We start from the raw sequence: 23,410 nt of genomic DNA, 5'->3' as shown, positions 1-23,410 counted from the left end.
CCGGTGGGGTCACACCTTTGTCATACATGTACACGCCGCGCCGCGTACACACATCGCATATGGGCGTATACCCGCACAGGAGTGCCCGCGTTCGCACGCACAGATGCCCGGCGCCACGCGAGGTGGCGCCGGGCTCTGTGACCGTTCTTACCGCCGAAGCCGGCTCGGGCCTTGCCGCCGAAGCCGGCTCGGGTCGGCGGTCGGGCGCGCGGTCAGGCGCGTCCGGCCGTCTTCTGGGTCTTGCGGGTGACCGAGTCGATCACCACGGTCGCCAGCAGGACCGCACCGGTGATCATGTACTGGATCGGCGTCGCGATGCCTTCCAGGGCCAGACCGTACTGGATCGAGACGATGACCATGACACCGAGGAGGGCGTTCCAGGTCCGGCCTCGGCCGCCGAAGAGGCTGGTGCCGCCGATGACGGCCGCCGCGATCACGTTCATCAGCAGGTCGCCGGCGCCGGCGCTCTGGTTGGCCGCCGCGATCTTGGAGGCCCAGAACAGGCCGCCGATGGCGGCGAAGGTGCTGGAGATCGCGAAGACCGTGATCCGGATCCGGGTGACGTTGATGCCCGCGCGGCGGGAGGCCTCGACGCTGCCACCCAGTGCGAAAACGTTTCGCCCGAAGGTCGTGCGGCGCAGCAGGAAGTCCGTGACGACCAGGGCCAGCAGGAAGAGCACCACCGCGAGCGGCAGGCCCTTGTACTGGTTGAACAGCACGGCGGGACCGAACGCGCACAGGGCGAGCAGGCCGGTGCGCAGCAGGATCTCGGCGAGCGGGCGGGAGGGCATCCCGGCCGCCTCGCGGCGCCTCGCGTCGAGGAAGGCCGCGATGAAGTAGCCGGCCACCGCGAGGGCGGCCAGCCCGTAGGCGACGGCCACGTCGGAGAAGAAGTACGTGGTCAGCTGGCCGACCACGCCGTCGCCGTCGATGTTGATCGTGCCGTTGCTGCCGAGGATCTGCAGCATGGCGCCGAGCCAGAAGAGCAGGCCCGACAGGGTGACGGCGAAGGCCGGGGCGCCGACCTTGGCGAAGAAGAAGCCGTGGATGGACCCGATCAGGGCGCCGCCGACGATGGCCGCGAGGATGGCGAGCCATTCGTTCACGCCGTGGGTGACGGCCATGACGGCGACGATCGCGCCCGAGACACCGCTGACGGAGCCGACCGAGAGGTCGATCTCGCCGAGCAGCAGCACGAAAATGATGCCGATGGCGATCATGCCCGTGCCGGTCATCGTGATCGCGATGTTGGTCAGGTTCTCCGGGGAGAGGAAGTTCGAGTTCAGCCCCTGGAAGATGGACCAGATGACGATCAGGCCGATGACGACCGGGAGGGAGCCCAGGTCGCCCGCCTTCATCTTGCGCTTGAACTCGCCCACGTAGCCGGCGAGGCCCTCCTCGCGGACGAGGAGGCGGGGGTCCACGGCAGGGATCGCGTCGTGCGCGGCCGCGGGGTTGACCGGGTCGACGTGGCCCTTGTCCAGCGGATCGGTGGCAGGGTTCTGGGTGCTCACTTGCCGGCCTCCGAGGTGCGGGCCGCCCGGCGGGTCACGGCGTTGTCCGTGGCACCGGTGATGGCGGAGATGATCTCTTCCTGCGAGGTGTCGGCGACGTTGAAGACACCGTTGTTGCGGCCCAGCCGCAGGACCGCCACCTTGTCGGCGACGGCCTTCACATCGGCCATGTTGTGGCTGATGAGGATGACGGCGTGGCCCCGTTCACGCAGCCGCTCCACCAGGTCGAGCACCTGAGCGGTCTGCTCGACGCCGAGGGCGGCGGTGGGCTCGTCGAGGATGACGAGCTGGGGCTCGCCCAGCATGGAGCGGGCGATCGCCACGGTCTGGCGCTGACCGCCCGACAGCGAGGCGATGGGGATCCGGACACTGGGGATCCGGATGGACAGCGTGGTCAGGAGCTCGCGGGCGCGGCGCTCCATCTCCACCTCGTCGAGGACGCCGAACTTCTTGAGCTCCCGGCCGAGGAACAGGTTGCCGACGACATCGATGTTGTCGCACAGCGCCAGGTCCTGGTAGACCGTCGCGATGCCCAGGTTCTGGGCGTCGTGGGGCTTGCCGATGGAGACCGGGCGCCCTTCCCACTCGATGACACCGTCATCGATGGGGTGCACGCCGGCAATCGTCTTGACCAGCGTGGACTTGCCGGCACCGTTGTCGCCGACGAGGGCGACCACTTCACCGGAGTGGATTTCGAGTTCTACGTCGGTCAGGGCCTGAACGGCGCCGAACCGCTTCGAAACCCCTCGCAACGCCAGCACGGGCGCAGCGGACACATGAACCATCTCCTTCGCCGCCTGACCGGCGGGGATGTCGTGCAGAAGAGCAGGAGCGGGGCGAATGGGGGAACGTTTCTGCCCGGCGCCCCGCCGGGTGGCGGGGTGATGAAGGGGCGGGGCGCCGGTCAGGTACGTGGGGCCGCCTCACCGGGAGGCGGCGGGGGCCGCTACTTCAGGCCGATGGCGGCGCAGGCGGCCGCGTACTTGTCGGTGCAGATCTCGTCGACCGTGTAGACGCCGTCCTTGACGACGGTGTCCTTGATGTTGCCCTTGGTCAGCGAGATGACCGGGATCAGCACGGAGGGGACGCCCTTCGTGGTGGGGCTGTCGACCGTGGAGGTGGTGCCTTCGGGCTTGCCGCCCTTGGCGAGGGCGACGGCCATCTTCGCGGCGGCCTCGGCCTCGGGGGCGTACGGCTTGTAGACGCTCATGAACTGCTCGCCCGCGACGATGCGCTGCACGCCGGCGAGTTCGGCGTCCTGGCCGGTGACCGGGGGCAGGGGGTTGACGCCGGCGGCCTTGAGGGCGGTGATGATGCCGCCGGCCATGCCGTCGTTGGCGGAGTAGACGCCGACGATCTTGTCCTTGCCGAGCGCGGAGAGCGCGGCCGCCATGTTGGTGTTGGCGTTCTCCGGCTTCCACTCGACGGTGTCGTACTCCTTGCCGACGTTCACCTTGCCGTCGAGCTCGGAGTGGGCGCCGGACTTGAAGAGCTTGGCGTTCGGGTCGGTGACCGAACCGTTCATCATGACGATCTGGCCGTCCTTGGCCTTGTCGCCCAGCGCCTCCAGCAGCGCCTTGCCCTGGACCTTGCCGACCTCTTCGTTGTCGAAGGAGGTGTAGGCGTCGATCGGGCCCTCGGCCAGGCGGTCGTAGGAGACGACCGGGATGCCGGCGTCCTTGGCCTTCTTGACCGAGCCGGCGATGGCCTTGGAGTCCACCGCGTCGATGATCAGGACGTCCACCTTGTTGGTGATCATCGTGTCGACCTGGGAGTTCTGCGTGGTCGCGTCCTGCTTGGCATTGGCGTAGACGACCTCGCCCTTGCCGCCGGTGAGCTCGGCGACCTTCTTCTCGATGAGCGGCTTGTCGAACTTCTCGTAACGCGCGGTCTGGTTCTCCGGCAGGAGCAGACCGACCTTGATCGCGTCGCCCTTGGCAGCGCCGGAGGACTCCTTGGTCTTGTCGCCGGCCTCCTTGGCACTGCCACAGGCGGCAAGGGAAACGGCCATGGCGCCGGCGGCAACGGCTACGGCGGCTCTGCGCATACGCGTGTTCATTACTTGAACCTCCCTGACGAGGCCGCTACGCCGCGGCCGAGGTGGATGTGAGTCAACCCCGGCCGCGTTTTGCCGTCAAGGAGTGAATTCTTAACGAGATGACAACGGTGCCATTCGTTATCTACCTGAAGGCAAGACGGCTGGAGCTCGCACTCCACTTCCATGATCTGACAAAAGCGTCGAATCGCCCATCTCGCTCAGCACGAGGGCGAGTGCGCCCAGCACCTCCGCCCGCCCGCCCAGGGACCCCGTGAGCACCGACAGCTGCCGGGCCGCGCTGGGGATCGCGTACCTCCCCACCGATTCACGGATGGGGGCGAGGACCAGTTCACCGGCCTCGGCCAGCGAGCCGCCCAGCACCACCCGGCTGGGGTTCAGCAGGTTGCACAGGCTGGCCACTCCGCTGCCGATGTGGCGGCCGACGTCCGTGATCACCCGGCGGCAGCCGGGGTCCCCGCCGCGGGCCAGCTCGACCACCCGCTCCATCGTCAACTCCGGTCCGTGCGTGCCCTGGAGCAGCGGCAGGACGTACCGGGCCGCGGCGAAGGTCTCCAGGCATCCGCGGTTGCCGCAGCGGCAGACGGGGCCCGATTCGTCCAGCGTGATGTGCCCGATCTCGCCCGCCGTACCGCCCGGTCCGCGGTAGATCTGGCCGCTGATGACCAGGCCGGCGCCGACGCCGCTGGCCACCTTGATGTAGGCCAGGTCCTTCACTCCCCGCCCGCTCCCCCAAACGAGTTCACCGAGGGCGCCGAGGTTCGCGTCGTTGTCCACGTAGACGGGCACGCCGAGGCGCTGGGAGAGCTCCTGGCGGGGGTTGATCCCCGCCCAGCCCGGCAGGATCGCCGTCGAGCCCAGCGTGCCGGACTCCACGTCGATGGGGCCGGGGACGCCGAGGCCGACCCCGATGACCTTGTCGAGGGCGACACCTATGCCCTCGATCAGGCGCCCGACCAGGGATTCCGCCCGGTCGAAGCCGTCCGCCCAGGAGGCGTCGACGTCCAGCGGCTCGGACTCCTCGGCCAGCACCTGGTGGGCGAGGTTGCCGACGGCCACCCGCAGGTGGGTGTGGCCGAAGTCGACACCGATCACGATGCCCGCGTCACCGCTGAGCGACACGCTCCGCGCCCGCCGGCCGCCGGCCGAGGTGTCGGTGACCTCGACGGTCCCGCCGTCCTTCAGCTCCCGGACGATGTTGGAGACCGTGGCCGCCGACAGTCCGGTGGTACGGGCGATCTCCGCCTGGGTCAGCGACCCCGCGAGCCGCACCGCCCGTACGACCCGTTCGAGATTCGCGCGGTGCAGCGACGACTGCGATCCGGGAGTCTGCACGACTCATCCACTCCTGCCCATTAGCGACGGCTGGCCGTCGCCCCCCGGCCGGGACACGTCGCGGCTTGGCGCTCCGAGACCCCGGCGTCTCTCCAACTTGTGAACCTTAAGTCGAGCCTTTACGCATCCGCACGTCAAGAGGCTGACGCGACACGAATCGGACCTACCGACTGAAAGGGGGAAAGAGCAGCCCACCGGATCGCGTCACGGCCGCCGTGGGCACCGGTCCTCTGCGGCCATTTCCGGCCGGGCCGGGCGCCTGCCCGCGCGGCAGCGGCACGCCCCTGCCCGCGCGCGCTCGCCCGCACTCCTCTCACTTTCCCCCTTTCCACACGGCCGGACAACCGCGTCCTGCGCCGGCTCCTGGCACAGGGCTGTAACAGCGCCCAGAATGAACTGAACGCGTTCAGCCTGGGCTGGCACCATGGACGGGAGACATCGCCGGCCGGGCGGACGTGTCGCTCCGCCCGGCCACGAGGGGGGTTGGCATGCGTCAGGAAAAGAGGTCCTACGGCCGCGTGCTGGCGGTCTCGACGCTGGTGGGGTGCCTGGAGGTCGCGCTCGCGGCCGTGGTGGTCCTGCTGTACGTACAGACGCAGCCGCCACCGGACGTGCGCTCCGGCCACGCCGAGGCCGCGGGGGCCCTGGTGGCGCTCACGCCGCTCGTCGGCTTCGTCTCGTTCCTGCTGTCGCTGGTCTTCGTACTGCCGGCGGTCGCGCTGGCCGACCTCCTCTCCCGGGGGCTCGGCGGGCGTACGGCCTGGTGGTCGGCGCCGCCGGTGGTGGCGGCCCTGCTGGCGGCGCCCGTCCTGGTCTTCGCGACGTACAACGACGCGGAGACCGGGGACACGCTGGTCTTCTGGGCGTCGGCCACGGCCTCCCTCTCCCTGGGCGTGGTCTTCGCCCTCCCCCGCGGCGAGGGCCTGCTGCGGCGGGTCGCGCTGTGGGGCACGGCCGTGGTGGCGGGGACGGGCCTCCTGGGCGCGCTCGCGCTCGCCGTCGGCCTGCTGCCCGCGTACGAGCCGCCGCGGCTCGGGCCGCAGGACATGGCCGGCAGCTGGATCGACCAGACGGGCAACACGCTCGTCTTCACCCCGGACGGCCGGGTCACCGCCTCCGGGGTCGGCGGCCGCAGCCAGGCCGACTACCCCGGCGACCCGGCGCCGAGCTGCTCGGGCTCCGGGACCTGGGTCTACGAGAGCGGCCGGGACGTATGGACGCAGCAGGTCCGCGTGGACGTCCCGGGGTGCGCGTGGCCCGTCTGGAGCGTCGGCGGCACCGCCCGGGAGCCCCGGATCCAGCAGGAGATCGGGGGCCCGGGCCCGGGACGGCTGTACCGGCTGCGCAAGGTCTCGTGACGGGGCTGCTTCGGCCGGCCGTGCTACTTCAGCGTCGCCGAGGTGAGGCCCGCCTGGATCTGCCGCTGGAAGGAGAGGTAGACCACCAGCATCGGGATCATCGCGATGGTCACGCCGGCGAACAGCACGGGCAGGTCGGTCTCGTAGCCCTGCTGCTGCTGGAGCTGGATCAGGCCCTGGGTGAGCAGGTAGCGCTCGGGGTCCGATCCGGTCTGGGGCTGCATCAGCACCGAGGGCAGGATGTACTGGTTCCACTGGCCCAGGACGTTGAAGATCCCGACGCTGATCAGGCCGGGCTTGGCCATGGGGACCATCACCTGGAAGAAGATCCGGGTGTCGGAGGCGCCGTCGATCACCGCCGCCTCGTGCACCGCCGTCGGCAGCGTGCGGAAGAACGAGTGCATGAAGAAGACGGTGAAGGGCATCGAGTACGCCACGTAGACGAGGATGAGGCCCTGGTAGGTGTTCAGCATGTCGAACCGCTTGACCATGAAGAACAGCGGCACGAGCGCGAGGAAGACGGGGAACATCGCCCCGCTGACGAAGAAGTAGTAGAGGAACCGGTTGCCCGGGAAGGGGTAGCGGGCCAGGACGTACGCCGCCATCGAGCCGAGGAGCATCGTCAGCGGCACGGAGAACACCATCACGATGAGGGTGTTGGCGAAGTAGTCGCCGATGCCCTTGTCCCAGGCCCTGCCGAACGCGTCGAAGTTCCAGTTGGCCGGCCAGCTGAGGGCCGAGCCGCCGATCTGCGCGTCGGTCTTGAAGGAGCCGAGCGCCAGCCAGATCAGCGGCAGCACGATCAGCACGGCCCAGACGGCGAGGAAGCCGTGGGAGAAGACGTTGAGGACCATGTCCTCGGAGCGTCCGCCGCCCCGTTCCGCGCCGGGGCCGGCGCCGCCGGAGCGCTCCGCCGCGGATTCGCCCGGAGCCTTGATCACTGTGGTCATGACGGTCTCCCGCTCAGAACTCGATGCGCTCGCGGCGGGTGGCGCGCAGCGTGACGACGGAAAGGATCATGGTGAGGACGAGCATGACCACGCCCATGGCGCAGGCGTACCCGCTCTTGCCGAAGTAGAGGAAGTTCCTCATCAGGACCGTGGCCATGACCTCGCTGTGGTGGTCGGGGCCGCCGCCGAACTGGCCCGAGGTCATGGTCGACACCAGCACGAACATGTCCATGGCGGCGATGCCCAGGTAGACCGCGGAGGTCTGTACGGAGTCCCACAGCAGGGGCAGGGTGACCTTGAAGAAGGTCTGGGCGCGGCCGGCCCCGTCGAGGAGGGCCGCCTCGTAGATGTCCTTGGGGATGGACTGCATGGCGGCGGAGAACAGGACGAGGTAGAAGCCCACGCCGTGCCAGACCACGACGAGGAGCAGGCACCACAGGACGAGGTTCGGCTCGTTGAGCCATTCGACGGGGTGGAGCCGGTCGACGAGGCCGAGCCGGATGAGGGCGCCGTTGAGGAGGCCGCCCTCGTCGGAGCGGTACACGGCCCCGAAGAGCACCGCGAGGATGGCCAGGGAGAGGACCTGCGGGAAGAAGTAGACGACCTTGTAGAGGCGGGAGCCGGCCACGCCCTGTACGCCGCCGGCGCCGCCCCGCCCGCCCGCGTTCACCATGAAGGCGAAGAAGAGGGCGAGCAGGATGGTGACGGCGGGGACGAACACCAGGAGCAGCAGGTTGTTCCAGAGGGCTCCGCGGAAGACCTCGTCCTTCATCAGGGCGGAGTAGTTGTCGACGCCGACGAAGTCGAAGGTCGGAGACTGGCCCGTCCAGTTGGTGAAGGAGTAGCCGAACGTCTGTACGTACGGCCAGATGACGAAGGTCAGATACAGCGCGAGCGGTGCGAGGAGGAAGCCGGCGATGAAGCCGGTCCTTCCCCTGCCCTGGACTACTTGGCTCATGGTGTCCGTCCCTGGTGTGCCGGTGACCGGTGGGGCGTGCTGTCAGCTGCGACGGTTGTTCTTGGCGTTGGGGTCCTGTGCCGCCTTGTTCACCGCCGCCTGGGCGCGCCTGATCCACTCCTTCGGCTGAATCCGCTTGGCCATCAGCTCGTTGGACGCGTCCTGGATCGCCGTGTCCATCTCGCTGTACCAGTCGATGTAAAGGTAGTTGAAGGTGTTCGTCCCCGCCGCCTTGAGGGCGGTGACCGCCGACTGGGTGCCGGGCCGCAGCTTCACGCCCGGGTCCACGCCGTCCTTGACCACGGTGAGCGAGTTGGCCTGCTGGGCGAAGATGGTCGACCATTCGCGCGACAGCATCGAACGGATGAACTCCAGCCCGCCGGCCTTGTTGGCGGCCTTCTCCGGGACGATGAAGGGCTCGCCGGCGCCCGCCCGGATGGCCTCGAAGGGCAGCTTGCTGCCGGGGAGCAGCGGAACCGGCAGGAACTGCATGTCGAAGTCGTCGGGCGTCTGCTTGAGCTGCTCGTTCTCCAGCCAGGAGCCGGAGGGGATGAAGGCGGCCTTGTACTGGTTCCAGGCGGTCTGGGACTCGGTGTGGGTCAGGCCGTTCGTGCCCGGCAGGAGCAGGTCCTTCTCGACCACCTCGTAGACCGCCTCGACGGCGGCGAGGGCGTCGGCGTTGCCCTCGAAGGCGTTGGGCTCCAGGTTGTCGATGGCCTTCATGGCCTCCAGACCGCCCTTCTTGGCGATCAGGTCCATGATGACGACGTTGATGTAGTACGGGTACTTGCCCTGGTGGGCGAGGCCGCCGAGGCCGGCCTCCTTGGCCTTCGCGCAGACCGCGAGGAACTCGTCCCAGGTCTTGGGCGGCGTCCAGCCCTTCTCCTTGAAGAGCTTGCCCGAGTACCAGAAGCCGAAGACGGTGTAGACGTAGTTCAGGGAGACGAACTTGCCGCCCTGCGTGCCCTGTTCGACGGTCCCCGCGATGAGCGTGTCGCGGACCTTCCTGGTCGGGTCGTCCAGCGAGGGCGCGTCCAGCACGGGCGTGAGGTCGGCGAGCTGGTTGCTCTTGAAGAGCACGTCCAGCTTGATGCGCTGGGCGCCGGAGTTGTCGACGACGTCCGGGGGGTTGCCGCCGTTGAAGCGGGTCTGGAGCTTGCCGGTGATCTCCTGGGTGCCGAGGTGGGAGCTGGTGGTCCCCCACTTCTTGTCGAAGGCGGCCTCCCAGGCCTTGGCGTAGTCGTCGCCGAAGCCGCCCTTGAAGACGACGACGTCCATCTTGCCGCCCTTGGCGACGCCGAAGGGGTTCTCCTTGGACACGACCCCCTTGTCGGGGCCCTTCGTGGTGTCCCCCCCGCCGGAGGCGCAGGCGGACAGGAAGCTCATCGTCGGCACGCTGATCAGTCCGAGCGCCGCGGAACGCTTGATCAGATCACGGCGGCCGAAGCCCTCACCAGTGGATCCCATGCTCATGTCCTCGCCTTCGTCAGAGTGTGAAGGAGGCCGGAATTCGCGGCAGTTGCCGTGCACGCGGGCATCACCGCAGGTCCCCCCGGCTTCCCCCGGTCCGGGGCCGCTCGTCACGCAGCGAGCCCGGAGGGGCACAGGTATAGTCCACTTCCGCTCGGCTGAGCAAGATCGTGCACAAGGATCGTCCCCGGCTTTTCCGAGTTGAGACCTGTCCGTCACCTGAGACCGCCACCGCGAAAAAGCGGAAGGGCCGCACCCCCTTGACGGGGGTACGGCCCTATGGTGCCGACAGACGGCGGATCGCTCCGCCTGGCGCGCCCTTAGCCGCGGATGAGGTTCCGCAGGACGTACTGCATGATGCCGCCGTTGCGGTAGTAGTCGGCCTCACCCGGCGTGTCGATGCGGACCACCGCGTCGAACTCCACACCGGTGTCGGTGGTGACCTTGACGGTGCGCGGGGTGGTGCCGTTGTTCAGCTCCTCCACACCGGTGAAGGAGAAGGTCTCCTCGCCGGTGAGGCCCAGGGAGGCCGCGGTGGCGCCCTCGGGGAACTGCAGGGGCAGGACGCCCATGCCGATCAGGTTGGAGCGGTGGATGCGCTCGTAGGACTCGGCGATGACGGCCTTGACACCGAGCAGCGCGGTGCCCTTGGCGGCCCAGTCGCGGGACGAGCCGGAGCCGTACTCCTTGCCGGCCAGGATGACCAGCGGGATGCCGGCGGCCTGGTAGTTCTGCGAGGCGTCGTAGATGAAGGAGACCGGCGCGCCCTCGACGGTGAAGTCGCGGGTGAAGCCGCCCTCGGTGCCCGGCGCGATCTGGTTGCGCAGGCGGATGTTGGCGAAGGTACCGCGGATCATGACCTCGTGGTTGCCGCGGCGGGAACCGTACGAGTTGAAGTCGCGGCGCTCGACGCCGTGCTCGGTGAGGTACTTGCCGGCCGGGGTGTCGGCCTTGATCGCACCGGCCGGGGAGATGTGGTCGGTGGTGACCGAGTCGCCCAGCTTCGCCAGCACGCGCGCGCCGGTGATGTCGGAGACCGGGGTGGTCTCCATCGTCATGCCCTCGAAGTAAGGGGGCTTGCGGACGTAGGTGGACTGCGGGTCCCACTCGAAGGTGTTGCCGGTCGGGATCGACAGCGCCTGCCACTGGGCGTCGCCCGCGAAGACGTCGCTGTAGGACTTGGAGAACATGTCCTCGCCGATGGCGTTGGCGACGACGTCGTTGACCTCGGCCTCGGAGGGCCAGATGTCCTTCAGGAAGACCGGCTTGCCCTCGGTGTCGGTGCCGATGGCGTCCTTGGTGATGTCCACCTTCATGGAGCCCGCGATGGCGTACGCGACGACCAGCGGCGGGGAGGCCAGGTAGTTCATCTTGACGTCGGGGTTGATCCGGCCCTCGAAGTTGCGGTTGCCGGAGAGCACCGAGGTGACCGCGAGGTCGTGCTCGTTGATCGCCTTCGAGATCTCCTCGTCCAGCGGACCGGAGTTGCCGATGCAGGTGGTGCAGCCGTACCCGACGAGGTTGAAGCCCATCTTGTCGAGGTACGGGGTGAGGCCGGCCTTGTCGAAGTAGTCGGTGACGACCTTCGAACCGGGGGCCAGGGTGGTCTTGACCCACGGCTTGCGGGTCAGGCCCTTCTCGACCGCCTTCTTGGCCACGAGCGCCGCGGCGACCATGACGTAGGGGTTCGAGGTGTTGGTGCAGGAGGTGATCGCGGCGACGGTGACGGCGCCGTGGTCGATCTCGAAGGAGGTGCCGTCGGCCAGGGTGACCTGGGTCGGCTTCGACGGGGCGGCGGCGGAGATCGCCGGGGCGTCGGAGGCCGGGAAGGACTCCTTGCCCGCCTCGTCGACCTCGTCGACGTAGTTGCGGACGTCCAGGGCGAACTGCTCGGCGGCGTTGGCCAGGACGATGCGGTCCTGCGGGCGCTTCGGGCCGGCGATGGAGGGGACGACCGTGGAGAGGTCGAGCTCCAGCTTCTCGGAGAAGTCCGGCTCGGCGGCCGGGTCCAGCCACAGGCCCTGCTCCTTGGCGTACGCCTCGACGAGCGCGACCTGCTGCTCGGAGCGGCCGGTCAGACGCAGGTACTTCAGGGTCTCGCCGTCGATCGGGAAGGTCGCGGCGGTGGAGCCGAACTCCGGCGACATGTTGCCGATGGTGGCGCGGTTCGCGAGGGAGGTGGCGGCGACGCCCTCACCGTAGAACTCGACGAACTTGCCGACGACACCGTGCTTGCGCAGCATCTCGGTGATGGTCAGCACCAGGTCGGTGGCGGTGGTGCCGGTGGGCAGCTCGCCGGTCAGCTTGAAGCCGACGACACGCGGGATCAGCATGGAGACCGGCTGGCCGAGCATCGCGGCCTCGGCCTCGATGCCGCCGACGCCCCAGCCCAGCACGCCGAGGCCGTTGACCATGGTGGTGTGCGAGTCGGTGCCGACGAGGGTGTCGGGGTAGGCCTGGCCATTGCGGACCATGACCGTGCGGGCCAGGTGCTCGATGTTGACCTGGTGGACGATGCCGGTGCCCGGGGGGACGACCTTGAAGTCGTCGAAGGCGGTCTGGCCCCAGCGCAGGAACTGGTAGCGCTCCTTGTTGCGGCCGTACTCCAGCTCGACGTTCTGCGCGAAGGCGTCCTTCGTGCCGAACTTGTCGGCGATGACCGAGTGGTCGATGACCATCTCGGCGGGCGAGAGCGGGTTGATCTTCGCCGGGTCGCCGCCGAGGGCCTTCACGGCCTCACGCATCGTGGCGAGGTCCACGACGCAGGGGACGCCGGTGAAGTCCTGCATGATCACGCGGGCCGGCGTGAACTGGATCTCCTGGCTGGGCTGGGCCTGGGAGTCCCAGCCGCCGAGCGCCCGGATGTGGTCGGCGGTGATGTTCGCGCCGTCCTCGGTGCGGAGCAGGTTCTCCAGCAGCACCTTCAGGCTGTAGGGCAGACGGGCGGAGCCCTCGACCTTGTCCAGCCGGAAGATCTCGTACGACTCGTCGCCCACCTGCAGCGTGCTGCGGGCGTCGAAGCTGTTCGCCGACACGACAGTCTCCTTCATGCATGAATTCGCGCGTTTACCGCATCCTGCCGCCACGCCCCTTGGCCAATCCGCTAAGGTCAGGCTAAGTTAGGTAACCCTTATCAGCGGGGGCGGCTGCGGTACGCCTTCGGCAGATATCTCGATGTCGAGATAACTCTAGTACATGTCCGGGCGCGGCGACGAGGCACACACGCGCGCCCGGAGGCGCGGCAGGCCGGGAGGGCGCCGCGGCGCGCCCTGATCCGCCTCCGGGGTACCGGGGAACGGCGGGATATCGCCCGGCGTTGAACGTGTTCGGATCTTCTGCAAGGGTGCGTCCGCGTCCAGCCCTCGGGGGGCGAGGGGCGCGACGAGAAGGGCGCCGGCCGTCCGGAGGGGCGGCGCCGGAGGGGAGCGCCGCCCCGGCCGGGCCCCCGGGACCGTCCAAGGGCAGTCCCCCAGGCGCGCGCAGCGCGGGGCGGCCGGGGCGTCGCAGCGGACAGATGCCCATAAATGGCACTACGCAGGCCGTGGTTGCCGCGGAGAAGTCGGGGCTGGCGGGCCGGGCCGCATGCACGACCGCATCGGCATCACGGCAGGGGCCTGGTCCCGTCCTCACCGAACTCGCCGAACGCGAACCGGTCGAGCACCACGCGTACGGCAGCCCCGCCACGGGATCTGACGGTCGGTAACACCCGGGAGGGCGCGACGACACGCCCCGACACGCCGTCCGACACACCCGACTGCCACACCCGGCGCGGGAGTCATCTCATATCTGAGATACGGTGCCCCCATGGCAGACGACTACCTCGTACGCATCGGCAAGCTCATCCGTGACGCCCGTCAGCACCGGGGCTGGACACAGAGTCAGCTCGCCGACGCCCTCGGCACCAGCCAGAGCGCAGTGAACCGGATCGAGCGCGGCAACCAGAACATCAGCCTTGAGATGATCGCCCGAATCGGTGAAGCTCTCGACAGCGAGATCGTCTCCCTGGGCTACGCGGGCCCGATGCACCTGCGCGTAGTCGGCGGCCGCCGGCTCTCCGGCGCCATCGACGTCAAGACGAGCAAGAACGCGTGCGTCGCCCTGCTCTGCGCCTCGCTCCTCAACAAGGGCCGTACGGTACTTCGACGGGTGGCCCGCATCGAGGAGGTCTACCGACTGCTGGAGGTCCTGAACTCCATCGGCGTCCGCAGCCGCTGGATCAACGACGGCGTGGACCTGGAGCTGGTACCGCCGGCCCGCCTCGACATGGAGGCCATGGACGCGGACGCGGCCCGCCGGACCCGGAGCATCATCATGTTCCTGGGCCCGCTGCTGCACCGGATGGAGACCTTCCGCCTGCCGTACGCGGGTGGCTGCGACCTCGGCACCCGCACCATCGAGCCGCACATGATCGCCCTGCGCCGCTTCGGCCTGGACATCACCGCGACCGAGGGCATCTACCACGCGAAGGTCGCGGCCGGCGTCGCCCCCGACCGCCCGATCGTCCTGACCGAGCGCGGGGACACGGTCACCGAGAACGCGCTGCTGGCGGCCGCCCGGCACGACGGCGTCACCGTCATCCGCAACGCCTCCTCGAACTACATGGTCCAGGACCTGTGCTTCTTCCTGGAGGCGCTGGGCGTCAAGGTCGAGGGCGTCGGCACCACCACCCTCACCGTGCACGGCGTCCCGAACATCGACGTGGACGTGGACTACTCCCCCTCGGAGGACCCGGTCGAGGCGATGAGCCTGCTCGCCGCCGCGGTCGTCACGGAGTCGGAGCTGACGATCCGCCGGGTGCCGATCGAGTTCATGGAGATCGAGCTCGCGGTCCTGGAGGAGATGGGCCTCGACCACGACCGCTCGGCGGAGTACACGGCGGACAACGGCCGCACCCGCCTGGTCGACCTCACGGTCCGCCCCTCCAAGCTGGAGGCGCCGATCGACAAGATCCACCCGATGCCCTTCCCCGGGCTGAACATCGACAACGTCCCCTTCTTCGCGGCCATCGCGGCCGTCGCCCAGGGCCAGACCCTGATCCACGACTGGGTGTACGACAACCGTGCCATCTACCTGACCGACCTCAACCGCCTGGGCGGCCGCCTCCAGCTGCTGGACCCCCACCGCGTCCTGGTCGAGGGCCCGACCCGCTGGCGCGCGGCGGAGATGATGTGCCCGCCGGCCCTCCGCCCGGCGGTGGTCGTCCTCCTGGCGATGATGGCGGCCGAGGGCACGTCGGTGCTGCGCAACGTCTACGTGATCAACCGCGGCTACGAGGAACTGGCCGAACGCCTCAACTCGGTGGGCGCCCAGATCGAGATCTTCCGGGACATCTGAAAGATCGTCAGGTAATGGCTAACGAAACCTCTCTGACCTGCGTCAATGCGCACCATCAGGAGGCGAGGCACGCTTTCTGGGATTTCTCTGGGACTTTACGCCCACGCCGTACACGCCCGCGAACAGCGTAACCGGGGCGGGGCATGGGCGTGGATGCCTGGCCGTCGGACAGCGTGGTCGGATCAGTCGGTCGTGTCGCCCGTCTTCCAGGCGGGCGTGGACTTGACGGCACTGTCCTCACCGAACAGGCGCGGGCCGAGGGAGTCCTGGCGGGGGCAGGCACGGGTGGGCCTTGACCCTGCGTCCTGGACACGAGTTATGCGGCCGGCGCCAGCGTGGCTGATGTCGTTCCGGACGCCGTCTCCCAGGGATCGGGCTGCGCTGTCCGAGGCGTGAGTGGCGGGGTCATGACTCCGGCCGAAGCCGTCAGCGGCGGCTTCCCTGGCGGCCCGGACCAACAAGGCCCCGAGCTCGTCGGCCAGAGCCCTGACATGCACCCCATCGTCGGCCGCCGACCCCCGCCGGGGCTTCACCACCTCGGCCCACGCCGTCCGAGTGCATTTCGCACCTGACCTGCCGAACTCCGCATGGCGTCCACCACCTCCCTCCAGCTCAACGTGCCGCCTGCGGTCCCAGTGACAGACAAGAAAGCCCTACCGGGAGGATGAAGGGTAGGATAAGTAGCATGAGCGAGCCCACCGGAAAGTACTCGATCACCATGCCGCGCGACATCGCCGAAGCCGCCAAGGCCCGCAGCGGCCCCTCCGGCCTGTCCGCCTATGTGGCCGCCGCCGTCGCCCGCCAGATCGAACGCGACAACCTCAACGAACTCATCACCGTCGCCGAGGCCGAACACGGTCCCGTCACTGACAACGAGATCCAGTCACTGCGCGACCAGCTCGCCGAAGCCCGTCGCGAGCAGAACCAGCATGGGGCGAGCGCAGCGTGACCCGCTCCCCCGCGGTTCCCGGCGGCGCCCTCGTCCTCGACAGCGAAGGGCTGGCGAAGGCGGTCCTGCGCGACAGAACGGTCACCACTTGGCTCGCTCTGGCCCGCGCCGACGACCTGCGCGTGATCACCTCGGCGGCCACCCTCGTCGAGGTGGTCCACCCCCGCATCAACCGCCCGGCCCTGGAGTGGACGCTCTCCCGTCTCGTCGTGGAGCCGATCACCGAACCGATCGCCCGCCACGCCGCCGCCCTCCTCGCCGACGCCGGCCTGCACGGCCACAAGTACGCCATCGACGCCATGCTCGCCGCCACCGCCCTGGCGGCTCCGGGACCGACCACGATCCTCACCTCCGACCCCGAGGACCTCATCGCCCTGTGCGGTGGACGCGTCACCGTGATCAAGGTCTGACCGATCCCTCGCTCGCCCTCTCCGTAGGGGAAGAAGATGACTCCCCTCAAGATACGTTGACGTCGTCAACGCTCACTATCTAACTCGCGTCTGTAGCGGCGTGTACGGTTGACTCATGAGGGATGAAGCGGGTGCAGCAGACCCTTTGATCACCGGGGCCGAGATCGCACGCATCGCGGGCGTCACGCGAGCGGCTGTGTCGAACTGGAGGCGTCGCCACAAGGACTTCCCCGCCCCGGCGGGAGGCAGTCCGGGCACGCCGCTGTTCTCCCTTGCCGACGTACGGACATGGCTGGCAACCCAGCGGAAGAGCCACGACGTCTCCGACGAGGTCCGGCTCTGGCAGGCGCTCCGTGCGTCGTTCAGCGATGACATGATCGGCGGTCTGGCTTCGGTCGCCGAGTTCCTCTCGACGGGAAATCCGTCCGGCCTCGACTCCACGGCAGCCGCGATCGTCACCTCGTTGGCAAAGAACGCCCCCGCGGCCGACGCAGTCGACGGACTTGTCGAGCGCTTCCAGGACTCGGCCCGCCGCAGCGGCTCTGACCAGGTGTCCTCCGCACGGATCACCCGGGCGGTTGTCCACTTCGCGGGCCGGGCCACCGACGGCGCCACCGTCTTCGACCCAGCCTGCGGTATCGGGGTCCTTCTCATGGCCGTGGGCGACGCCGACGGTACGGTCGTTCGCGGGCAGGAGATCGACCCCGCAGCAGCACGGTTCGCCGGCCTTCGAGCCGATTTGACCGGCCGAACCGATGCGGTGATCCAAGCGGGTGACTCGCTGCGGGCGGATGCCTGGCCCTCGCTCCGCGCCGATCTCGTCGTCTGCGAGCCGCCTGTCTCCGGCCCCGACTGGGGGCGTGAGGAACTGCTCCTCGACGCGCGTTGGGAGCTCGGTACGCCCTCCAAGGCCGAGGGGGAACTGGCCTGGCTCCAACACTGCTACGCCCACACCGCCCCCGGGGGTCGCACGGTGATCGTCATGCCGGCCTCCACGGCCTACCGCAAGGCGGGGCGCCGGATCCGGGCAGAGCTCGTGCGGCGGGGAATCCTCGTCCAGGTCGTCGCACTGCCTGGCGGAGTCGCCTCCTCGCACTCCGTCCCCGTACTGCTCTGGATCCTCCGCCGCCCGAAGCCGGACGATGCGACTCCGTCGCACGTGCGCATGATCGACCTGACGGGCAACGAGCCGGACGGACCACTGGAACCCACGGGTGACCAGGTCGTCGACGTCCCCCTCATCGACCTTCTCGACGAGACCGTCGATCTCACTCCGGGCCATCACGTCCACCGTTCCACCCATGACTTCCGAGCGGAGTACCAGTCCCTGCGCGAACAGATCGAGCAGCAACTCCATGCGCTGGGTGCCCTCCTGCCCGCTCTACGAGAGGGGGCAGGAGAGGACTCTCTGGACACGGCCACGGTCAGCCTCGCTGAACTGTCCCGGGCGGGTCTGATCGAGACGGATACCGGCGGCCCCCATTCGACGAGTCCTCAACTCGATACGGACTACCTGCGCGGCTTTCTTCAGAGCGTGTCAAATGTCCGTCGCTCGACCAGCGCCAGCGGTACGCATCGTGTGGACGCGCGAGCGGCACGCATCCCGCAGATGGCGGTCGCCGACCAGCGTCGCTACGGAGCGGTCTTCCGCACACTCCAGGAGTTCGAGGAGCGCATGACGAAGCTGGCGGAATTGGGGCAGAGGGCGGCCTCTCTGGCCAGGGACGGACTGACCAACGGCGCCCTCGTCCCCCATGCGGGCGACTGGGGCGAGTGACAGGCCGACCGGTCAGGTGAGTTCGGCGGCCAGGGGAACGAACGGGCTGGGCTTTCCGCTCCAGGACACGTGCAGCGCTTCTCGGGCCCGTGTGCAGGCAACGAACAACAGGCACCGCTCGCGCAGCAGATCAGCCTCGTGCTGCAGTCTGTCCGTCGCCGCCGCGGTGACCTCGCGGGCGAAGGGAAGCGCGCCGTCGGAGACGCCAAGTACACCGACGCCCCGGAACTCCAGCCCTTTCATCGCGTGCATCGTCGCAAGGCGCACTCCTGCCGCTCCCGCCCTCGGCGCCTCCTTGACCCGGACCACGGGAATGCCCCGAGCCGCGAGCCTGTCGTACACCTTGTCCAGGAGCAGGTGGAACCGGGCACACACCCCGATCTCCTCGGGACGCATGCCCTGGCCGATCCACTCCTCAATCCGCTCGACGATCGCGTCCGCCTCAGCCTGTTCGGTGGCGTGTCCTATGACATGAGGCCGGCCTCCACGGAGGAGGGAACGGTAGCCGAGGAGGGTGTCCACACCGTCCCCGCCGAGATCCTCGACAGCCACATCGTTCAGGATGCCGGTGGACCAGCTCAGGATCTCCTCCGTGCTGCGGTAGTTGACCCTCAGCCGACTGCTCCGGCCTGTCACCCCGATCCCCAGTGAACTCAGGCTGACCCGGGAGTCGTAGATCCGCTGATGGGGGTCACCGGTGATGAAGAGGTCATCGGGTCCGCGCCGTACAGCGGCCCTCAGTACGCGCCACTGGGCCGGATGCAGGTCCTGCGCCTCGTCGACGACCACGTGGTGGTAGTCATGACCGTCCGAGGCTTGTCGCGCCGCCAGTAGCCGTGCCGCCTCGGCGCAGACTTCGAGGTGGGTGCGGCCGCCTCGGGCGGAGAGTTCGGCCCGGAAGAGCTCGATCGCCTCCCAGACCCGCTCTCGCTGGGCTACGGGCAGCGCCGAGCCGCGTCCTCTGCGCGCCGCGCCCCGGTAGGCGTCGAGCGTGCCGATGTCCTGGGCGAGTACGACGTGGCGATATTCCTGGGCGAGGAACTGCTCCGGCCACGGAAGGCCGAGGCGTTTGCCGACCCGCTGCCAGATCTGCCGCTCCTCACGGTCTCCGACAAGGGACGGCGTCCGACCGTCGGCTGTCTGAAGGGCTCGGTGCGCGTAGGCGTTCACCGTCGTCACGTCGACCCTGCGAAGCTGCGCCTCATCGCCGTCGAGCAGCTGCGCGAGGTTCTCACGCAGGCTCACCGCGAGCGCGTTGGTGTACGTGGTGAACAGGACCCGGCTGTCCTCGGAGCGGGACAGCAGGTGTTTGACACGATGCAGGGCGACAACGGTCTTGCCCGTGCCCGGGCCTCCGGTCACTTGGGCCGGCCCGCCGTAGGACACACGATAAGCGACGCGCCGCTGGGAGGGGTGGAGGAAGACCCGCCAGGCGGCGAAGGGCTTCTCCAGGATCTCGGCCAGCTCGTCCGGCCCGGTCACGAGCGTGATGCGGCTTCTGGTATGGAGGATCGCCGACACGAGGTCGTCCGCGGGGTCTTCAGGAGCGTCGGCGGGCCGCCGTGCGGTGACGACGTCACGGTAGACCTCTTCCGGGCTGAAACCCTCCGCGAGGAACTGGAGGACTTCGAACTGGTCCTCGGGAAGCAGAGTGCCGAACGCGTCCAGCTGGGCCTGGTCCGTGATGGTGCGCACCGCCCGCAACACCTGCGCGTCGATGCCGAGTTCCCGCAGCACGGTGTCCGAATGGGAGGCGAAAAGCAGAGTGGGGGCCACTGCCGCCGCCTTCTCCAGGACTGGCGTCAGCTGCTCGATGGCGACGACGTTGCGGACCTCCAGGCCGCGGGTGGCGGTGTTGACCGTGTAGAGCCGCTTGGCCGCCCAGCTGTAGGCGTCGTCGTGCGGCACGACGTTGATGAGGAGGAAGACGTCGCTGCCGTCGTTCGGGGCGAGGACCACTCCGCGCCAGAAGTCGTTGATCCGGATGGTCCTCATCCGTGGATCGCGCGCCTTGTCCACCGACTCCAGGTGAAGCCCCTTGTCGGCGTGCAGTTCCGCGACGGTGAGCTGCTGGAACTTGGCCATCGCCTTGCGCACTCCGGCTTTGACGGGCTTCTCCAGCACGTCGTAGCTCTCCCAGAAGCTGTTCGCGAAGGCGAGCTGGGGCACGGTGGGCTCCTTACCTCGTGGCGTGCGGCGCGGCCGAAACGATCTTAGGGGGATGCGAGTCCCGCGCCCTCGGCCATCAGGCGGGCAAGGTCCCGGACCGTCCCGAGCAGTTCCGTCGGCGCCCCTTCCAGGTCCAGGACGTGCTGGTGGATGACGATCCCCGCGTTCCGGACACGGTGGGAAGCGTGAAGCGCGCCGCCCCTGGCGTAGATCAGATGCCCCTCGGGAAGACCCAGCGCCGTGCAGTAGGCGAGCATCTGGTAGAGGTCGGCGTCGGGAAAACCGTCGGGCTTCCGCGCCTTGTACTTGGCGTCGGCCACGTTCAGCGGGCGGCCGTCGTCCCCGTACCGGAGGAGATCCGGCCTCATACGGATGGTCCCGTCCGCGTCGAGATGCACTCCCTTGGCCTGGAGCGCGCAGTGTCCGCCATACGCGGCGAGGGCCTCACGCAGGGCTACGCAGACGAAGTCCTCGAAGAGTTTGTTCATGTCGAGCAGGAATCCGTCGACGGTGACGTCACCCGGCAGGTGCTCGGGCGACTCGCTGCGCAGGACGGTCTCCGCCAGCCGCAGCGCGGGCTGGTAGCGGAGGTTCAGGCGGCTCGGCCGCCACCGGGGCGGAGCGGCGCCGCGCAGCAGGGGCTGGGCGTCGATGAGCCGGGCCCGTTGGTGCTGGAGGGACCGCCGTACTCCGGCCGGGACGCGGGGCAGGCTCAGCAGCCGCTCGGTCGCCGCCCGCAGCAGCCGGTTCTCGGGTATGTCGGTGGTGTACTCGTCATAGGCCACTTCCAGGGGAAACAGCCGTCCGTGGTGACGGCGCACCTGCTCGGTCTCCCTGAGCCGACCGCGAAGGACAGGGGACGCCTCTTCCGTGTGCCGGTACCCCTGCAGCACTCCTTGCCTCAGGGCTCGCTCCTGCGCCCTCTCGTAGGTCTGGGCGAAGAAGGGGACCAGTTCCGTGTGCGCCGACACCTCCACCGTGCCCTCTTGGTGGATCCGCGGGTTCAGGGCGTACCCCAGGAGGAAGAACAGATGGGCGATCGGTACCTTCGGGGTGATCCTCAGGGTGACGGGGTCCTCCCCCGGGGCCCTGACCACGAAGGCTCCGACCTTGCTCCCCGCGCGCAGCCGCCATCCCCCGGTCCGGTACGGGTCGGGCGCCGCGTCCACGATCCGGGAGGCGGCGAGTGCCCGGCCGATGGCCGCCGGCAGGTCATGGGTGGTGTGCGGGGCGTGTTCGACGAGCTCGATGCCGGTCACGCGTCGGGCTCACCCGGGCCGGCAGCCGGTGCGATGCTCGCGCGAAGGGCTTCGAGACCGTAGGTCTTGGCGATGTCGATTCCCTCTCCGTAGTGATGCTCCTCCAGGAGTGGAAGGATCTTGGTGCGCCAGGTGCGGTCGAGGCCGCCTTCCCGGTAAACCGCCTTCTTCATCAGGTACGAGGGGCCGATACGGAAATCGGGTTCGTCGATGCGGGAGTTGAGCGCGTCCAGCAGGTCCGCCGGCTCGGGGCCGCGGTCCTGGGCGGCGAGCCAGCGGCGCAGCAGCCCCTGGGTGGGCTCGGTACGCGGCGAGAGCTCCACGAAGGCGAAGCGCCGTCGCATGGCCGCGTCGACAAGGGCGATGGAGCGGTCGGCGGTGTTCATCGTGCCGATGACGAAGAGATTGGACGGGAGGGCGAAGTCGTCGCCCGAGTAAGTCAGGCGGACCGACTTGTTCCGGTACTCCAGGAGGAAGTAGAGCTCTCCGAAGACCTTGGCCAGATTCGCACGGTTGATCTCGTCGATGATCAGGAAGTGCGGGATGTGGCGGTTTCCTTCACGGGAGGCGAGGTCGGCGAGCTCCCGCAGCGGGCCCGCCGTCAGCCGGAAGGCGACCTCCCGGGTGTCGGGGTCCTCCTTCGGCCGGAAGCCTTCGAAGAAGTCCTCGTACGCGTACGACGGATGGAACTGCACCAGCTTGACCCGTTCGGGCCCGCCTCCGAGGAACTCGGCGAGTTTGAGGGCCAGGTGGGTCTTGCCCGTGCCCGGCGGTCCGTACAGCACCAGCTGCCGTTCGTCCCAGAGGAGGTCCTTCACCTCGCGCAGCCACTCCACGTCGTGGACGAGCAGTTCGTCGGCGAGGGCCTGGCCCGGCTCGGGAAGCTCCAGCTCACGCCGGGCCGCGAGGGCCGGGACGGTCTCGCTCGGGTCGCGTTCCCGGGACACGGCCTCGTCGGCGAGCTCCTCGTCGGTACGGCCGAGTCCGTCGATGAGGGCCTGCACGGAGGTGAGGTCGACGACGTCGTGCTGCGCCGAGAGCTTCTGTTGGAGTTCCTCGGGAAGCTCGTCGTAGGCGTACCCGCTGCTCTGCCAGTCGACGGGGCGGCGCAGGTTGGAGCGGCCGCCTTCGGAGGCGGTCTGCTCGACCGTTCCGGTGATCTCACCCACGTACAGGCGGCCCCCGGAGATGCCGCACACCGTGTCGCCCGGCTTCATCCAGGAGAGGAACGCGTACAGCTCGTCGACGAGCTCCAGCTTCTGGTTGTAGGTCGCCGTCGTCCCGTAGTCCTCCTCGACGAACGCTCTCAGCCGCTCCTTGCTCGCCCCCTGCGCCACTCCCTGGCGCAGCCGCGAGGCCGACAGCGTGACCCTGCCCTCGGGAAGCCAGAGGCGGTGGACGAGGTCACTGCCCGCCACGTTCGAGCCGCGCACGAGCCAGGCCCGGTTGGGCCCGGAACGCATGCCCTCCATGAAGTCGGACAGCGGTGTGCCCGCCTTGGTGCGCCACTCCTCCCAGCCGTTGCGCGGGGCTCCGACGAGTATCTCGGCGGCGGCGGACGGCGATCCGCACTCGACGTCAGCGGTCAGCTCCAGCCAGCCGGGCCAGCGGTCGGACGGCGCGAGGACTCCGGCGGCTCTCAGCTCCTCGCGCCGCTTGAACGTGCCGCTGAAGTGCTTGGGGAACGACGGCATGACGTGCTCCCGGGCCGGCGAACCGGCCCGGACCAGGAACTTGCGGCTCCCGTTGGTGCCGACGGCGTCGAGGAGGACGCCGACCGCCCGCCCGATGCCGTCCCCGCCGGGCAGCCGCAGCCGGAACTCCGGGTACTCGGCGGGGTTGCCGCTGTCCTCGTTCACGCACACTCCTGG

General features: G+C 68.9%; 16 protein-coding genes. 5 read left to right on the top strand and 11 right to left on the bottom strand.

The genetic code is table 11. The features are described 5' to 3' along the window. Positions 1–212: 212 nt before the first annotated feature. From BSL84_RS26095 to BSL84_RS26080, 4 genes are all read right to left on the bottom strand, one after another. Positions 213–1,514 (bottom strand): sugar ABC transporter permease, encoded by a 1,302-nt coding sequence (locus BSL84_RS26095; protein ID WP_078849015.1) that lies wholly within the window; start codon positions 1,512–1,514, stop codon positions 213–215. Beyond that, positions 1,511–2,299, bottom strand: coding sequence for an ATP-binding cassette domain-containing protein (locus BSL84_RS26090; RefSeq protein WP_030036503.1), 789 nt, complete (start codon positions 2,297–2,299; stop codon positions 1,511–1,513). The genes BSL84_RS26095 and BSL84_RS26090 overlap by 4 nt, the downstream gene beginning before the upstream one ends. A gap of 161 nt (positions 2,300–2,460) precedes the next feature. Next, entirely contained in the window at positions 2,461–3,573 is a 1,113-nt protein-coding gene (locus BSL84_RS26085; protein ID WP_075971248.1) for a sugar ABC transporter substrate-binding protein, read from the bottom strand. Positions 3,574–3,690: 117 nt separating this feature from the next. Next, positions 3,691–4,905, bottom strand: a complete 1,215-nt coding sequence (locus BSL84_RS26080) for an ROK family transcriptional regulator (RefSeq protein ID WP_075971247.1) — start codon at positions 4,903–4,905, stop codon at positions 3,691–3,693. 488 nt (positions 4,906–5,393) lie between these two features. Between BSL84_RS26080 and BSL84_RS26075 the strand changes: the two genes are divergently transcribed. Then, positions 5,394–6,263, top strand: a complete 870-nt coding sequence (locus tag BSL84_RS26075; RefSeq protein ID WP_159393557.1) for a hypothetical protein — start codon at positions 5,394–5,396, stop codon at positions 6,261–6,263. Positions 6,264–6,286: 23 nt separating this feature from the next. On the opposite strand, the gene BSL84_RS26070 is transcribed toward BSL84_RS26075, so the two are convergent. The 4 genes from BSL84_RS26070 to acnA all read right to left on the bottom strand — a co-directional run bounded on the left by BSL84_RS26070 (position 6,287) and on the right by acnA (position 12,676). Continuing rightward, positions 6,287–7,213: a carbohydrate ABC transporter permease gene (locus tag BSL84_RS26070; RefSeq protein ID WP_075971245.1), complete on the bottom strand. Its 927-nt coding sequence runs from the start codon at positions 7,211–7,213 to the stop codon at positions 6,287–6,289. Between the two features lie 13 nt (positions 7,214–7,226). Further along, complete coding sequence (locus tag BSL84_RS26065; RefSeq protein ID WP_075971244.1) at positions 7,227–8,171, bottom strand: carbohydrate ABC transporter permease; 945 nt, start codon at positions 8,169–8,171, stop codon at positions 7,227–7,229. A 42-nt stretch (positions 8,172–8,213) separates the two neighbouring features. After that, on the bottom strand, positions 8,214–9,638 hold the full coding sequence (ngcE, locus tag BSL84_RS26060) for an N-acetylglucosamine/diacetylchitobiose ABC transporter substrate-binding protein (RefSeq protein WP_075971243.1): 1,425 nt from the start codon (positions 9,636–9,638) through the stop codon (positions 8,214–8,216). A gap of 323 nt (positions 9,639–9,961) precedes the next feature. Next, a complete protein-coding gene (acnA, locus tag BSL84_RS26055; RefSeq protein WP_075971242.1) occupies positions 9,962–12,676 on the bottom strand; it encodes an aconitate hydratase AcnA in 2,715 nt (904 codons plus the stop codon). Between the two features lie 769 nt (positions 12,677–13,445). Between acnA and BSL84_RS26050 the strand changes: the two genes are divergently transcribed. From BSL84_RS26050 to BSL84_RS26030, 4 genes are all read left to right on the top strand, one after another. Further along, positions 13,446–14,975: a helix-turn-helix domain-containing protein gene (locus BSL84_RS26050; RefSeq protein WP_030036415.1), complete on the top strand. Its 1,530-nt coding sequence runs from the start codon at positions 13,446–13,448 to the stop codon at positions 14,973–14,975. 685 nt (positions 14,976–15,660) lie between these two features. Beyond that, entirely contained in the window at positions 15,661–15,924 is a 264-nt protein-coding gene (locus tag BSL84_RS26040; RefSeq protein ID WP_075971240.1) for a CopG family transcriptional regulator, read from the top strand. Further along, complete coding sequence (locus BSL84_RS26035) at positions 15,921–16,334, top strand: PIN domain-containing protein (RefSeq protein WP_075971239.1); 414 nt, start codon at positions 15,921–15,923, stop codon at positions 16,332–16,334. Before BSL84_RS26040 ends, BSL84_RS26035 begins: the two co-directional genes overlap by 4 nt. Before the next feature lie 115 nt (positions 16,335–16,449). Next, entirely contained in the window at positions 16,450–18,111 is a 1,662-nt protein-coding gene (locus BSL84_RS26030; RefSeq protein WP_075971238.1) for an N-6 DNA methylase, read from the top strand. Between the two features lie 12 nt (positions 18,112–18,123). On the opposite strand, the gene BSL84_RS26025 is transcribed toward BSL84_RS26030, so the two are convergent. Genes BSL84_RS26025 through BSL84_RS26015 form a run of 3 tightly spaced genes read right to left on the bottom strand, consistent with a single transcriptional unit; the run spans position 18,124 to position 23,398 of the window. Continuing rightward, positions 18,124–20,280, bottom strand: a complete 2,157-nt coding sequence (locus tag BSL84_RS26025; protein ID WP_075971237.1) for a UvrD-helicase domain-containing protein — start codon at positions 20,278–20,280, stop codon at positions 18,124–18,126. A gap of 44 nt (positions 20,281–20,324) precedes the next feature. Continuing rightward, positions 20,325–21,539 (bottom strand): McrC family protein, encoded by a 1,215-nt coding sequence (locus BSL84_RS26020; RefSeq protein ID WP_075971236.1) that lies wholly within the window; start codon positions 21,537–21,539, stop codon positions 20,325–20,327. Then, positions 21,536–23,398, bottom strand: coding sequence for a DUF4357 domain-containing protein (locus BSL84_RS26015; RefSeq protein ID WP_075971235.1), 1,863 nt, complete (start codon positions 23,396–23,398; stop codon positions 21,536–21,538). Before BSL84_RS26015 ends, BSL84_RS26020 begins: the two co-directional genes overlap by 4 nt. Between the last annotated feature and the right edge of the window lie 12 nt (positions 23,399–23,410).

The organism is Streptomyces sp. TN58 (assembly GCF_001941845.1).
Taxonomy (GTDB): Bacteria; Actinomycetota; Actinomycetes; order Streptomycetales; family Streptomycetaceae; genus Streptomyces.
The sequence above is the reverse complement of the archived record's forward strand: the minus strand, read 5'-3'. Positions and strand labels throughout refer to the sequence as shown.

What these genes read in the sequence shown, in the direction of transcription:
- BSL84_RS26030 (WP_075971238.1), top strand. Translation starts at nt 16,450, where the DNA reads ATGAGGGATGAAGCGGGTGCAGCAGACCCTTTGATCACCGGGGCCGAG.
- BSL84_RS26050 (WP_030036415.1), top strand. Translation starts at nt 13,446, where the DNA reads ATGGCAGACGACTACCTCGTACGCATCGGCAAGCTCATCCGTGACGCC.
- BSL84_RS26070 (WP_075971245.1), bottom strand. Translation starts at nt 7,213, where the DNA reads ATGACCACAGTGATCAAGGCTCCGGGCGAATCCGCGGCGGAGCGCTCC.
- BSL84_RS26075 (WP_159393557.1), top strand. Translation starts at nt 5,394, where the DNA reads ATGCGTCAGGAAAAGAGGTCCTACGGCCGCGTGCTGGCGGTCTCGACG.
- BSL84_RS26085 (WP_075971248.1), bottom strand. Translation starts at nt 3,573, where the DNA reads ATGAACACGCGTATGCGCAGAGCCGCCGTAGCCGTTGCCGCCGGCGCC.
- BSL84_RS26065 (WP_075971244.1), bottom strand. Translation starts at nt 8,171, where the DNA reads ATGAGCCAAGTAGTCCAGGGCAGGGGAAGGACCGGCTTCATCGCCGGC.
- BSL84_RS26090 (WP_030036503.1), bottom strand. Translation starts at nt 2,299, where the DNA reads ATGGTTCATGTGTCCGCTGCGCCCGTGCTGGCGTTGCGAGGGGTTTCG.
- BSL84_RS26040 (WP_075971240.1), top strand. Translation starts at nt 15,661, where the DNA reads ATGAGCGAGCCCACCGGAAAGTACTCGATCACCATGCCGCGCGACATC.
- ngcE (WP_075971243.1), bottom strand. Translation starts at nt 9,638, where the DNA reads ATGGGATCCACTGGTGAGGGCTTCGGCCGCCGTGATCTGATCAAGCGT.